Raw genomic sequence first — 12069 nt, forward strand, 5'->3', positions numbered from 1 at the left:
ATCCACCATGACTGACACCACCGAGCAACTCAACGAACTGATCGAAATCACCCGTGACGGCCAGCGCTTTTACCAGCACGCCCACGATGAAGTGAAGGACGTGCGCCTGCAGGTGCTGTTCCGCGACATGTCGCAGAGCAAGAGCGAGCTGATCCGCGCGCTGTCGGTGAAAGTGGCCGCCAACCAGGAAGTACCAGCCAGCGGCGGCACCTTCGTCGGCAAGCTGCGTCAGGTCTACGCCGATACCAAGGCGACCCTGGCCAGCGACACCGAAGCCACCTACGTGGGGCAGCTGGAAGAAGCCGAAGACCGCATCCTGCATGCTTTCGAGGATGCTCTGGAAAGCGCTGAGCCGGACGTGCAGGCCCTGCTGACCGCAGAAATGCCGAAAGTGCGCGCTAACCATGACCGTATGCGCACCCTGAAACAGTCCATGCAGTAAGCCCGGTCCGGTGTGGTTTGCGCCACACCGGGTCTTACCGCGCCGCGGCGCACACTGAGTAAACAAGGAGTATCGCCATGCTGAGTTGGGCCATTACCTTTCTGATTATCGCCATCATCGCTGCAGTCCTGGGCTTCGGTGGTATCGCTGGCACCGCCACGGGTATCGCGAAAATTCTCTTCGTGGTGTTCCTGGTGATGTTTATCGTCTCGTTCATCATGGGCCGCCGCCCACGTGGATAGAGGAGCCGCTATGACCATCAAGACGCTGCTTGCCGCCCTCTTGCTGGGCGGCAGTGCGGCGGCTTTGGCCGCGGACACCGATGGCCAATTCCGCCTCAACGAACTGCTCGCCAGTGATCCGGCTTATCAAGAAAGCTGGCAGGAGCTGGTGGAAGAGGAAAGCCGTCTGCCAGAGTGGGTAATGAACCTCAGCGGCATCGCCAGCCCCATGCAGGGCCTGGATGACGACGGCGACAAGTATCTGGTCGGCCAGCTGTGTGAAGAGCACAACTGCTTTAACCAGCGCCTCTACGTGGCCTTCAGCTGGGACAAGGAGGACGCCTACGCACTCTATGTGCAACTGCCCGACGGCCTGCCGACGGACAAGGCACCCAGCCAGCACGCTACCCTGCGCTGGCTCGGCGAACCGGATGAAGCGACTCAGCAGTTGCTGCAAGAGCAGCTGAAAAGCGACCCCAATTGGTACTAGTGGTTGTATGGCTCGCGGCTCAAGCGCGCCATACCGGTTAACCCCCACCCCAGCTGCACTAAGCCGCGCTATCATCCCGCCCATTGATCTGGGGGAGAGACAGCATGCTCAACGGCTTGTGGCTGGGGTTTTTCGTGGTGGCGGCAATTGCCGGCCTGGCGCGCTGGTTGCTGGGCGACGACCCGGCGGTATTCGCTGCCATGGTCGAAAGCCTGTTTGCCATGGCCAAGCTGTCGGTCGAGGTCATGGTGCTGCTGTTCGGCACCCTGACCCTGTGGCTCGGCCTGCTGCGCATCGCGGAAAAAGCCGGCCTGGTCGATGCCCTGGCGCGCATGCTCGGCCCGCTGTTTGCGCGGCTGATGCCGGAAGTGCCGCGCGGCCATCCGGCCCTCGGCCTGATCACCATGAACTTCGCCGCCAATGGCCTGGGCCTGGACAACGCCGCCACGCCGATTGGCCTGAAAGCCATGCGCGCGTTGCAAACCCTCAACCCCAGCAGCACCACGGCGAGTAATGCGCAGATCCTGTTTCTGGTGCTCAATGCCTCGTCGCTGACCCTGCTGCCGGTGACCATCTTTATGTACCGCGCCCAGCAGGGCGCGCCCGATCCGACTTTGGTGTTTCTGCCGATTCTGCTGGCCACCAGTGCCTCGACCCTGGTCGGCCTGCTGTCGGTGGCGCTGATGCAGCGCCTGCGCCTGTGGGACCCGGTGGTGCTGGCGTACCTGATCCCCGGCGCGCTGCTGCTCGGCAGCTTTATGGCCGTGCTGGCGACCATGTCCGCCACGGCGCTGGCGGCCCTGTCGTCGCTGGCCGGCAACCTCACCCTGTTCGGCATCATCATGCTGTTTCTGCTGCTCGGCGCGCTGAAGAAGGTCGCGGTGTACGAGGAGTTTGTCGAAGGCGCCAAAGAAGGCTTCGACGTGGCCAAGAGCCTGCTGCCCTACCTGGTGGCGATGCTCTGCGCGATTGGCGTATTGCGCGCATCTGGCGCTTTGGAGTTCGGCCTCGACGGCATTCGCTGGCTGGTCGAGGTGGTTGGCTGGGATACGCGCTTTGTCGAAGCGCTGCCCACCGCGCTGGTGAAACCCTTCTCCGGCAGCGCGGCGCGCGCCATGCTGATCGAAACCATGCAGACCCAGGGCGTCGACAGCTTTGCCGCACTGGTGGCGGCGACGATCCAGGGCAGCACGGAAACCACCTTCTATGTGCTGGCGGTGTACTTCGGTGCGGTCGGCATCCAGCGCGTACGCCACGCCGTAGGCTGCGCGCTGCTGGCCGAGTTTGCCGGCGTGGTGGCGGCTATCTTCGTCTGCTACTGGTTCTTCGGGTAGGTGTTCGGCAACGATCTGCTGCGCGTCGGCCCTGTACCGGTAATGACGCGTTTAGCACCCCTCTCCCACGTGTGGGAGAGGGGCTGGGGGAGAGGGAATAAAAGGTACCCACCGCTAAGCCGCTACTCCACCACCTTAAACCGCAGCACACCAATCATCTGCCCGGCTTCGGTCAGCACCTGCACCTGCCAGCGGCCTACGGCGTCGGCGGGGAAGTTCTGTTTGTGGGTCCAGGCGCGGTAGCCTTCCTTGCGCCCGCCTTGGATATCTAGGGCAATGCGCTCGACTTCGCCGCCATCGCGGCGCCAGACGTGATAAATCCGCTCATTCAGCCCGCGCGGCGCACTGATTGAGGTGTAGGCGAACAGGCCCTGGCTGCGCAGTTGCGCCACGCTCAATTCCTTGATGCTCTCGCCCGGCGCGCGGTTCTGGTTATCGAATTCGTTGGTTACCGCTACCTCGGTCAACCACAGGGTTGCCGGCGGCACCCAGGTGCGCGCTAGCCAGCCAGTTGCACCAATGGCCAGGGTCAGGCCGACCAGCAGCAAGCCCCGCCACCAGCGTTGTACGGTGATGATGGTGAACAGTGATGGAAACGACAGCACTACCGCCGCCGCCAGCGCCAGCTGATAGCTCTGCGGGGTGGTCAGCTTGAAGATAATCGGCAGCGCCGTGAGCAGCACGGCGAACAGCGTCAGGGTGTGATAGGCGAGAAACAGCCAGCGCTTGGGCGCCAGCCAGCGGTAGTAGAGCGGGTCGATAATCGAGATCAGCGCAGCGCTGGCCAGCAGGCCGCTGAACAGCAGCTGGCCGCTGTTCCAGGTGGTGGTGATAAAGAAGAACGGCAGAACGAAGAACAGGCTCTCCTGGTGGATCATCTGTGTCGCATAGCGCAGCAGGGGCGGCGGCAGCTCGAAACCGAACCACTTGGCGATGCGCTCGCGCAGGATATTTTCCAGAATCAGCCACAACCAGCTGATCAGCATCACCAGCGCCAAAATCTGCGCCAGTTCGGCATGCCGCTCGACCAGTAGAAAGCTCGCCAAGCCCGAGGCAAAGCCAAAGATCGCGACCAGCCCGGGGTTGCGCTGAATCAGCGCCACCAGCTTGAAGATCAGGTTTTTCCACGCAGGCATAAATTGAACTCGATTATTCCGACCAGACGGCCAGGCGATTACCGCTTGGGTCGCTGAATTCGAAGCGTCGGCCACCGGGGAAGCTGAAGATTGCCTGGGTGATCTGCCCGCCAGCAGCGGCCACCTGGGCGCAGACGCCTTCCAGATCCGTGGCGTAAATCACTACCAGTGGGCCGGCACCCGCTGCGCTGTCGGTGGTAAAGCCACCCGTCATGCGCCCGTCGGTAAAGCTGCTGTAGTGAGGGCCGTAGTCGGTAAAGCGCCAGCCAAAGACCTGTTCATAGAACTGCTTGAGCGCCGGCAGGTCGACGGCGGCTAACTCGATGTAGTCGATACGCAGATTCTGTTCGGCTTGGCTCATGGCGACATACCTGGGCAAATGGCGGGGCGCAGAGCATAGCGCGCCCAGCCGGCCAGGGCACACGCATCTGTCGCCTTTGGCAACGCTGTTTGGCCAGCCTTGCCACTGCCTCCCCGCAATCCGCTGGATAGCCTGCAATGGGCAAACACAGTCGGCGCAAACGCAGCCCGCGCACCACGGGGCTGCGCTGCGTTATGGAGAGTTAAATGCGCGTCTTGATCACGGGGGCAGCCGGCTATATCGGCCAGCAGCTGCTTAACCAACTGGCCGTTCAGCACCCGCAGTGGCTGCTGATTGCCGCCGATATCCGCCCGCAGAACCGCGCGGGGATGAAGCTGAATATCGAACCGGTGCTGCTCGATATCAGCCAGCCCGCGGCCGTGGAAGATTGCGTGGCCACCTGGCAGCCGCAGGCGATTGTTCACCTGGCCTCGGTGGTCACGCCGCCGCCGGGTATGAGCGAGGCGCAGCTGCATGCCATCGATGTGGGCGGCACCCAGGCGCTTATTCAGGCGGCTGCCGTCCATGGCGTCGAGCAGTTGATCGTTACCAGCTCCGGCGCCGCCTATGGCTATGACCCGCAGAATGCCGAATGGCTGGATGAGGATCAGCCGCTGCGCGGCCATGCCCACTTCGCCTACGCCAAGCACAAACGTGAAGTGGAACTGCTGCTGGCCGAAGCACGCGCGCAGCATCCGCAACTCAAGCAGCTGGTGCTACGCCCCGGCACCATTCTTGGCAAACAGGTGAACAACCAGATCACCGAGCTATTCAAGAAACCAGCGGTGCTGGGCATTCGTGGCAGCGACAGCCGCTTCGTATTTATCTGGGATCAGGATGTGGTGGACATCATCTGCCGCGGCCTGCGCCAGCAGAGCGCCGGCATCTTCAACCTGGCAGGCGATGGCGCGCTATCGCTCAAGGAAATCGCCGAACTGCTTAACAAGCCCTACCGCGCCCTGCCGGCCTGGCTGATTCGCACCGCGTTGCGCGTGCTCAACCCCCTGGGCCTAAGCCCCTACGGCCCGGAGCAGGTGGATTTTCTGCGCTATCGCCCGGTGCTGAGCAATCGCCGGCTGAAACAGGACTTCGGCTTTAGCCCACGCTATAGCTCGCGCGAGGCGTTTCTGGCGTTTTTACGGGCGCAGGGGATTTAAGGATTTGTAAGGGCTTGATCGCTAGCCAGCAAGCGATTTGAACCACACGCAAGGCTTACACAATTGGCAGTTCTTCTACGGACTCAATTGCAGCGTTGTTGCACTGTAGCGAACCTCCGAACCCCCAAATGGATTCGATCTCAACGTAGATGCCTGGCGACCCATGGGGTTCTGTGATCTTGAACTTAATTGAATTTATAACGTTTTGATGGTTGAACTCTGAAATTGAAAGGTCAGACACCCCGTTGAAAATAAAGTTAACCAATACGCTTTTGATGAGTGTCAGCGCATATTCAGCAGTCCCCACGCCAACCTCAGCATATTGCTGCACATGAACAACAAGCTTGGCAAAGCAGATATTTGTGTCTATGGGTAATGCCCTCGACACAGAAAAAGAAATGACCTCGGCATCATGAAACGAAGGCCAGAATCCCAAGGCCTTCTTTACTTTCTCGGATCCCTCAATGTGCTTGATACTTTCCATGCTGGTTTAGCTGTCCGATTAATAGGCGGGGCGACCTGTTTCAGTGGGCGAAGTAAATAAACTGAACCAGCTTAGGTTTCTTGAGCACATTGGCTGGCATGCAGCGAGCTGTCTTTGCTTAAGCCGCCACCAACTACAAGAGCTGCGCTCAAAATCACACAGTTTTTAATTATGTATTGCCCTTCAAGAGTTAAGGCATAAGGGAACTTTATAAAACAGACTTCAGGCAATACAAATAACGGCAGGATAGTCCCGAATAACTGTAAGAATAGTAGGCTTAGGGCAATTCTCAGGAGTGGTTTAAAAAGCAGGCATATACCAATGGCAATCTCCCAATACCCCAGAATAGGGATAAATATGTCAGGAGGAAGCCAGGTTATTGTGTTAGTCACCAAGTCATTTACTGGGCTTAAGCCAAGTGGTTTCAGCGCGCCGAGCCAGATAAATATAATCGATAAAGAATATTTTAGTAAAACTTGGCCGTGTTGATGCATCCATTCTGCAGCAATTTTATCGCACCTTCCGAAGGTAAAGTTTCCTACTTTAAGTTCCATGTGGCTTCCCTGAAGATATTTAATAGATAGTTATTGAATTTTCTGCCGCGCCCGATATTCACCCGGCGATAACCCAGTCCATTGGCGAAACGCGCGGAAAAATACGCTGGGTTCCGAGTAGCCCAGCAGCAGGGCGATTTCTGCGGCGGGTAAGTCGCCGGTGCTGAGGTGTTGTTCGGCCAGTTGCTGGCGGGTGTCGTTAAGCAGTTGCTGGTAGTTGCAGCCTTCATCGGCCAGACGTCGCTGCAGGGTGCGTTCGCTCAGGTGCAGATGGCGCGCCAGTTCGCTGCGATCCGGCTCGCCGCGCGCCAGTTGTTCACCGAGCAGGGCCACCACACGGGCGCTTAGTCCTTCGCTGGGCAGGCGGGCGAGCAGGGCTTCGGCATGCTGGCGCAGCAGGTTCTGCAGTGGCGGATTGGCCTGGATCAGTGGTGCGCGGGCCAGGCTGCGCGGCAGGACGATGCCGTAATCACTGGCGGCAAACTGCAGCGGGCAGGCGAAGGTTTCGCTGTAGCTGTCGAGCGTTGGCGGTTGTTCGTGGACGAACTGCGCGCGCAGTAACTGCCAGTTATCCAGCAACGGGTGGAGCATCTGCACCCAGCAGGCCATTAGCGCCAGCACGCGGGTGCGGGTGGCCGGCAGTTCGGGATGTAGCGGGCGATAGAGCAGCTGCAACTCCTCGCCCTGTTCGCGCAATTGCACTTCGCCGCCCTCGCCGACTAGGCGCTGATAACGCAGCCCGGCGGCCAACGCGTCGCCGAGGGTCGGGCTACTCTGCAACAGATAACCGAGCACGCTGAACGGGCCGGGGGCGAGGTTGCAGCCTAGGGCCAGGCCGGGTTCGGCATGTTCGATGCGGCTGAGGTGTTGCCACAGTTGTTCCTGAGTGGCGAAAGGTACGCGCGCATCGGGGTCGCTGAGCTGGCTGTCGTGCAGTTCGCAGGCGCTCATCAGTTGGGCGCGATCAACGCCCAGGCGGCTGGCGGCATGCAGCACCGCGAGGGTGATGCTGGCGCTGACCGAGGTGTGTTGCGAGTCGAGTGTGTGCTTGGGCATGGCCTGATTCTGCCCAAAGCTGTGGCCTGAAGGTAGCGTTAAGACGTCTAGAGTCTGTTCCATTCGCGCCGCCGCGAACGAAACGGCAACAGACCCTCTCTAACACTTGGTTACCAGGGGCGCCGGTATTACTCCGTGCAACCTGTGGCTGAGCGGTTAGACTCTTGTCCTCCGGACGCACTCAAAAGGTGCGACCGGTTCAAAAATAAACAGAAAAGGAGAACTCCCATGAAAGGTAAATCCCTGGCATGGGCCCTGTCGGCTGCACTCGCAGGTATTACCCTGAGCAGCGCCGTACAGGCCGAAGAGAAATTCGTCACCATCGGCACCGGTGGCCAAACCGGCGTTTATTACGTTGCCGGTCAATCGATCTGCCGCTTCCTCAATCGCGGTGCTGCTGAACACGGCATCAAGTGCAACGCCCCAGCCAGTGGCGGCGGCGTGGCCAACGTCAACGGTATCCGCAGTGGCGAATTCAATTTCGGCATCATGCAGTCGGACCACCAGTTCAAGGCCATGAAGGGCGTCGCGCCGTTCGAGAAAGAAGGCGCCATGGAGGACATCCGTGCGGTGTTCTCGCTGCAGAGTGAGGTGTTCACCATCCTCGCCCGCCGTGATGCCAACATCGCCAGCTTCGATGACCTCAAAGGCAAGCGCGTAAACATCGGTAACCCAGGTTCCGGTCAGCGCGACACCCTGGAAGAGATCATGCAGGTTAAGGGCTGGGATCGTTCCGCCTTCTCCCTGGCCGCCGAGTTGAAGCCAGCCGAGCAGGCATCTGCCCTGGGCGACAACAACATCGATGCGATGACCTACTTCGTTGGCCACCCTAACGGTGCCATCCAGGAAGCCACCACCACTACCGACGCGGTACTGGTGCCGGTGACCGGTGCGGAAATCGACAAGCTGCTGGCTGCGAAGAGCTACTACACCAAGGCCGATATCCCCGGCGGCGTGTACAAGGGCAACGACGCGCCAACCCCGTCGATCGGCGGCAAAGCGGTGCTTTCCACCTCGGCCAAGGCCAGCCCGGAAGTGGTTTACCAGCTGGTTAAATCGGTCTTCGACAACATTGATCGCTTCAAGCGTCTGCACCCTGCATTTGCCGACCTGAAAGAAGCAGACATGATCAAAGTCGGTCTCAGCGCACCGTTGCACGAAGGCGCAGTGCGTTATTACAAAGAGCGCGGCTGGTTGTAAGCAGCCCACGCTGCCCGTCAAACGGGCTAGTGTCTCTAGATAAGCAAACCCGCAGCTGCAAGGCTGCGGGTTTTGCCGTTTTCCGTACTCTCGAATGCAGGTTCAACCCATGCATGACAAGCAACTGTCCACCGAAGAACTGATCGCCCAGGATGTCGGTGCGCGCACCCCGCTAGGGGCCATGGCGCAGGTGATCACCGGCCTGGCTCTGCTCTGGTCGCTGTTTCAACTGTGGATCGCCTCGCCGCTGCCGTTCGTGTTCGGCATTGGTGTGTTCAACGACACCGAAACCCGTGCTATCCACCTGGCGTTTGCCCTGTTGTTGGCGTTTCTCGCCTACCCGGCCTTTCGCAAGTCGCCGCGTGACCGCGTGCCGCTGCTGGATATCGCCCTGGGCTTGGTCGCTGCAGCCAGCGCCGCCTACCTGTTTATCTTCTACCAGCAGCTGGCTTTACGTCCGGGCAGCCTGACCACCGCGGACATGCTGACCGCCTGTATCGGCATCCCTTTGCTGCTGGAAGCCACCCGCCGAGTGCTTGGCCCGCCACTGGCGATCATCGCCCTGCTGTTCCTCGTTTACAGCCTGGCCGGGCCCTATATGCCGGGGATGCTGGCGCACCGTGGGGTCAGCTTCAATGCCATGGCCAACCACCAGTGGATCACCACCGAAGGGGTGTTCGGCATCGCCCTCGGCGTATCCACCAGCTTCGTGTTTCTCTTCGTGCTGTTCGGTGCCTTGCTCGAACGCGCTGGCGCGGGGCATTACTTTATTCAGCTGGCTTTCAGCATGCTTGGCCACTTCCGCGGTGGCCCGGCCAAGGCGGCCGTGGTTGCGTCGGGTTTGACCGGGCTGATTTCCGGCTCGTCGATTGCCAACGTGGTGACCACCGGCACCTTTACCATTCCGATGATGAAGCGCACCGGCTTCTCGGCCGAGAAGGCCGGCGCGGTGGAAGTGGCGTCGTCGGTGAATGGCCAGATCATGCCGCCGGTGATGGGGGCTGCGGCCTTTCTGATGGTCGAGTACATCGGCATGCCCTATGTCGAGATCATCAAGCACGCCTTCCTGCCGGCGGCGATTTCTTATATCGCCCTGCTGTATATCGTCCATCTGGAAGCGTTGAAGCTCGGTCTGCAGCCGGTGGGCGGGCATCAGCCCAAGCCCTGGCTGCGCCGCCTGACCGGCTTCGCCTTCGGTGCGGCGCTGATCAGCGGCCTGTCGCTGGCGGTGTATTACGGCCTCGGCTGGCTCAAACCGGCGCTGGGTGAGTACGCCCTGCCGGGTATCGGTGCGCTGCTGGCGCTGATCTACCTGGGCCTGCTGAAAGTCGCCGCCAGCGTGCCGGTGCTGCCTGCCGAAGACCCGGACGCGCCGCTCGACAAGCTGCCGCAAACCCGAGCCGTACTGCTCTCCGGCCTGCACTTTCTGCTGCCGGTGGTGGTGCTGGTCTGGTGCCTGATGATCGAGCGTCTGTCTCCCGGCCTGTCGGCCTTCTGGGGCAGCGTGATGCTGGTGATCATCCTGCTGACTCAGCGTCCGTTGCTGAGCTGGCTGCGCACCGATGGCACGCATGCCCACGGCTCGTTTATGGATGGCGTGATCGACCTGCGTGAAGGCCTGATTGCGGGCGCGCGCAATATGATCGGCATCGGCATTGCTACAGCGGCGGCGGGCATCATCGTCGGCGCGGTGTCGCAAACCGGGGTTGGCCTGGTGCTGGCGGATCTGGTCGAGTTGCTGTCGATGGGTAACCTGCTGCTGATGCTGGTGCTGACGGCGATCTTCAGCCTGGTGCTGGGCATGGGCCTGCCGACCACTGCCAACTACATCGTGGTGTCCAGCCTGCTGGTGCCGGTGATTGTCACCCTCGGCCAGCAGAACGGCCTGATCGTGCCGTTGATTGCTGTGCATCTGTTCGTCTTCTACTTCGGCATCATGGCCGACGTGACGCCGCCGGTTGGGTTGGCCTCGTTCGCCGCTGCTGCGGTGTCCAAGGGCGATCCGATCAAGACCGGGATTCAGGCCTTCTACTACAGCATGCGTACGGCGGTGTTGCCGTTCCTGTTTATCTTCAACACCGACCTGCTGCTGATCGACGTGGACTTCTGGCACGGGGTGCTGATCTTTATCATCGCCACCATCGCCATGCTGATCTTCGCCGCCGGCAGCCAGGGTTACTTCCTGGTGCGTAGCCGCTGGTACGAGAACCTGCTGCTGTTGCTGGTGGCCTTCACCCTGTTCCGTCCGGGTTTCTGGATGGACATCGTGCATGACCCTTACCGTGACATCCCGCCGGCACAACTGGCCCAGGCCCTGGGTGATGTGGCCGATGGCAGCCAGCTGCGTCTGCGTATCAAAGGTGAGGATGCGGTCGGTGATGCCCGCGAGTTCAGTCTGCTGCTGCCCGTGCCGGAAGGTGCCAGCGGCGAAGAGCGTTTGGAGAAACTCGGCCTGTTGACCTATGAAGAGGGCGGCAAGGTGCTGGTCGATAGCGTCACCTTCGGCAGCCCGGCGGCCGAAGCTGGCCTGGAGTTCGATCAGGAAATCCTCACCGTTCGCGCCCCGACGGATCGCTGGACCAAGGAACTGATGTGGATTCCTGGCTTCCTGCTGTTCGCCCTGGTGGTCTGGTTGCAGCGGCGCCGCCGTTCCAGCGCGACGGCTTAAACTGAGCCTGACGCATCCACCCGCTGCGCAGCTTATTGCGCAGCGGGCTGTTGATAAGTCTGTGGGTATCAGGCTGTAGGCCTTGTAGCTAATGGCTTTGAGCAAGCTGCGCAGAAACCTGCGCAGCCTTGCGCAACAAGTTGCTCAGCTTTCAGTGAACTGGCGCACAACGGCTTGATATGCACACCGGTATTGATCTCAAGATACTGATTTATAAGACTTTTATTTAATTGGCATGCTTGTCGCTATATAGGGAGTTCCCGGATCACTGCAGATCCATGACCCAAGGCAAGGAAAGCACTCATGCCAACACCCGCGTATCTGTCCCTCGAAGGCACCAAACAAGGCCTGATCACTGCCGGCACCTTCACCGAAGATTCCGTCGGTAACATCTTCCAGGAAGGTCATGAAGACCAGATTCTGGTTCAAGCCTTCAACCACCAGGTCATCATCCCGCGTGATCCGCAGTCCGGTCAGCCGACTGGCCAGCGCGTCCACAAGCCGCTGATGATCACCAAAGTCTTCGACAAATCCTCGCCGCTGATCTTCAACTCCCTGACCTCCGGTGAGCGTCTGTCCAAGTGCCGTCTGGAGTGGTACCGCACTTCCTCCACCGGTACTCAAGAACACTACTTCACCATCGAGCTGGAAGATGCCGTGATCGTTGACGTGCAGTCGCGTATGCCGAACTGCCAGGATCCGAACATGGCTCACTTCACCCACCTCGAAGACGTGTACTTCACCTACCGCAAAATCGTCTGGACCCACGAAGTCTCCGGCACTTCCGGCTCCGACGACTGGCGTACCCCGATCTCCGCCTAAGCATTGGCTGAGTTCGCGTAATACCGCTTCGGCCAGGCTTGTCCTGGCCGCTGCGTTTCAGAAAGATGGGATCGTAATAAAGTCGAATATGCACGTTCACCCGGCAGCGCCTGGGTTAAAACGGCTGCGCCGCGCATAACTGCT

General features: G+C 60.3%; 13 protein-coding genes. 8 read left to right on the forward strand and 5 right to left on the reverse strand.

The window, feature by feature from the left end; translation table 11 throughout:
• Positions 1-7 precede the first annotated feature (7 nt).
• From ACQ4LH_RS01335 to ACQ4LH_RS01350, 4 genes are all read left to right on the forward strand, one after another.
• Positions 8-442: a ferritin-like domain-containing protein gene (locus ACQ4LH_RS01335; RefSeq protein WP_430695528.1), complete on the forward strand. Its 435-nt coding sequence runs from the start codon at positions 8-10 to the stop codon at positions 440-442.
• 77 nt (positions 443-519) lie between these two features.
• Positions 520-684: a DUF1328 domain-containing protein gene (locus tag ACQ4LH_RS01340; RefSeq protein WP_090379030.1), complete on the forward strand. Its 165-nt coding sequence runs from the start codon at positions 520-522 to the stop codon at positions 682-684.
• A gap of 10 nt (positions 685-694) precedes the next feature.
• Complete coding sequence (locus ACQ4LH_RS01345; protein ID WP_430695529.1) at positions 695-1153, forward strand: inhibitor of vertebrate lysozyme family protein; 459 nt, start codon at positions 695-697, stop codon at positions 1151-1153.
• A 104-nt stretch (positions 1154-1257) separates the two neighbouring features.
• Complete coding sequence (locus tag ACQ4LH_RS01350) at positions 1258-2487, forward strand: nucleoside recognition domain-containing protein (protein WP_430695530.1); 1230 nt, start codon at positions 1258-1260, stop codon at positions 2485-2487.
• A gap of 122 nt (positions 2488-2609) precedes the next feature.
• Here the strand turns inward: ACQ4LH_RS01350 and ACQ4LH_RS01355 are convergent, their stop codons facing one another.
• Positions 2610-3623: a DUF5924 family protein gene (locus ACQ4LH_RS01355; protein WP_430695531.1), complete on the reverse strand. Its 1014-nt coding sequence runs from the start codon at positions 3621-3623 to the stop codon at positions 2610-2612.
• Positions 3624-3636: 13 nt separating this feature from the next.
• On the reverse strand, positions 3637-3984 hold the full coding sequence (locus ACQ4LH_RS01360; RefSeq protein WP_430695533.1) for a VOC family protein: 348 nt from the start codon (positions 3982-3984) through the stop codon (positions 3637-3639).
• Between the two features lie 206 nt (positions 3985-4190).
• Between ACQ4LH_RS01360 and ACQ4LH_RS01365 the strand changes: the two genes are divergently transcribed.
• Entirely contained in the window at positions 4191-5141 is a 951-nt protein-coding gene (locus tag ACQ4LH_RS01365) for an SDR family oxidoreductase (RefSeq protein WP_430695534.1), read from the forward strand.
• 55 nt (positions 5142-5196) lie between these two features.
• Here the strand turns inward: ACQ4LH_RS01365 and ACQ4LH_RS01370 are convergent, their stop codons facing one another.
• The 3 genes from ACQ4LH_RS01370 to ACQ4LH_RS01380 form a co-directional block, all read right to left on the reverse strand.
• Positions 5197-5625: an Imm50 family immunity protein gene (locus ACQ4LH_RS01370; RefSeq protein ID WP_430695535.1), complete on the reverse strand. Its 429-nt coding sequence runs from the start codon at positions 5623-5625 to the stop codon at positions 5197-5199.
• A gap of 71 nt (positions 5626-5696) precedes the next feature.
• Positions 5697-6179 (reverse strand): hypothetical protein, encoded by a 483-nt coding sequence (locus ACQ4LH_RS01375; protein WP_430695536.1) that lies wholly within the window; start codon positions 6177-6179, stop codon positions 5697-5699.
• A gap of 30 nt (positions 6180-6209) precedes the next feature.
• Entirely contained in the window at positions 6210-7235 is a 1026-nt protein-coding gene (locus ACQ4LH_RS01380; protein WP_430695537.1) for an AraC family transcriptional regulator, read from the reverse strand.
• A gap of 228 nt (positions 7236-7463) precedes the next feature.
• Between ACQ4LH_RS01380 and ACQ4LH_RS01385 the strand changes: the two genes are divergently transcribed.
• From ACQ4LH_RS01385 to ACQ4LH_RS01395, 3 genes are all read left to right on the forward strand, one after another.
• On the forward strand, positions 7464-8435 hold the full coding sequence (locus ACQ4LH_RS01385; protein ID WP_430695538.1) for a TAXI family TRAP transporter solute-binding subunit: 972 nt from the start codon (positions 7464-7466) through the stop codon (positions 8433-8435).
• Between the two features lie 109 nt (positions 8436-8544).
• Positions 8545-11103, forward strand: a complete 2559-nt coding sequence (locus ACQ4LH_RS01390; RefSeq protein ID WP_430695540.1) for a TRAP transporter permease — start codon at positions 8545-8547, stop codon at positions 11101-11103.
• Between the two features lie 303 nt (positions 11104-11406).
• Complete coding sequence (locus ACQ4LH_RS01395) at positions 11407-11925, forward strand: Hcp family type VI secretion system effector (protein ID WP_430695541.1); 519 nt, start codon at positions 11407-11409, stop codon at positions 11923-11925.
• Positions 11926-12069 lie beyond the last annotated feature (144 nt).

Origin of the sequence: Pseudomonas peli (assembly GCF_050563605.1) — a bacterium.
Classification (GTDB): Bacteria; Pseudomonadota; Gammaproteobacteria; order Pseudomonadales; family Pseudomonadaceae; genus Aquipseudomonas; species Aquipseudomonas peli_A.

Excerpts from the sequence above, each read along its gene's own strand:
- ACQ4LH_RS01360 (WP_430695533.1), bottom strand. The coding sequence starts at position 3,984 with ATGAGCCAAGCCGAACAGAATCTGCGTATCGACTACATCGAGTTAGCC.
- ACQ4LH_RS01380 (WP_430695537.1), bottom strand. The coding sequence starts at position 7,235 with ATGCCCAAGCACACACTCGACTCGCAACACACCTCGGTCAGCGCCAGC.
- ACQ4LH_RS01385 (WP_430695538.1), top strand. The coding sequence starts at position 7,464 with ATGAAAGGTAAATCCCTGGCATGGGCCCTGTCGGCTGCACTCGCAGGT.
- ACQ4LH_RS01335 (WP_430695528.1), top strand. The coding sequence starts at position 8 with ATGACTGACACCACCGAGCAACTCAACGAACTGATCGAAATCACCCGT.
- ACQ4LH_RS01370 (WP_430695535.1), bottom strand. The coding sequence starts at position 5,625 with ATGGAAAGTATCAAGCACATTGAGGGATCCGAGAAAGTAAAGAAGGCC.
- ACQ4LH_RS01350 (WP_430695530.1), top strand. The coding sequence starts at position 1,258 with ATGCTCAACGGCTTGTGGCTGGGGTTTTTCGTGGTGGCGGCAATTGCC.
- ACQ4LH_RS01355 (WP_430695531.1), bottom strand. The coding sequence starts at position 3,623 with ATGCCTGCGTGGAAAAACCTGATCTTCAAGCTGGTGGCGCTGATTCAG.
- ACQ4LH_RS01345 (WP_430695529.1), top strand. The coding sequence starts at position 695 with ATGACCATCAAGACGCTGCTTGCCGCCCTCTTGCTGGGCGGCAGTGCG.
- ACQ4LH_RS01395 (WP_430695541.1), top strand. The coding sequence starts at position 11,407 with ATGCCAACACCCGCGTATCTGTCCCTCGAAGGCACCAAACAAGGCCTG.
- ACQ4LH_RS01390 (WP_430695540.1), top strand. The coding sequence starts at position 8,545 with ATGCATGACAAGCAACTGTCCACCGAAGAACTGATCGCCCAGGATGTC.
- ACQ4LH_RS01365 (WP_430695534.1), top strand. The coding sequence starts at position 4,191 with ATGCGCGTCTTGATCACGGGGGCAGCCGGCTATATCGGCCAGCAGCTG.
- ACQ4LH_RS01340 (WP_090379030.1), top strand. The coding sequence starts at position 520 with ATGCTGAGTTGGGCCATTACCTTTCTGATTATCGCCATCATCGCTGCA.
- ACQ4LH_RS01375 (WP_430695536.1), bottom strand. The coding sequence starts at position 6,179 with ATGGAACTTAAAGTAGGAAACTTTACCTTCGGAAGGTGCGATAAAATT.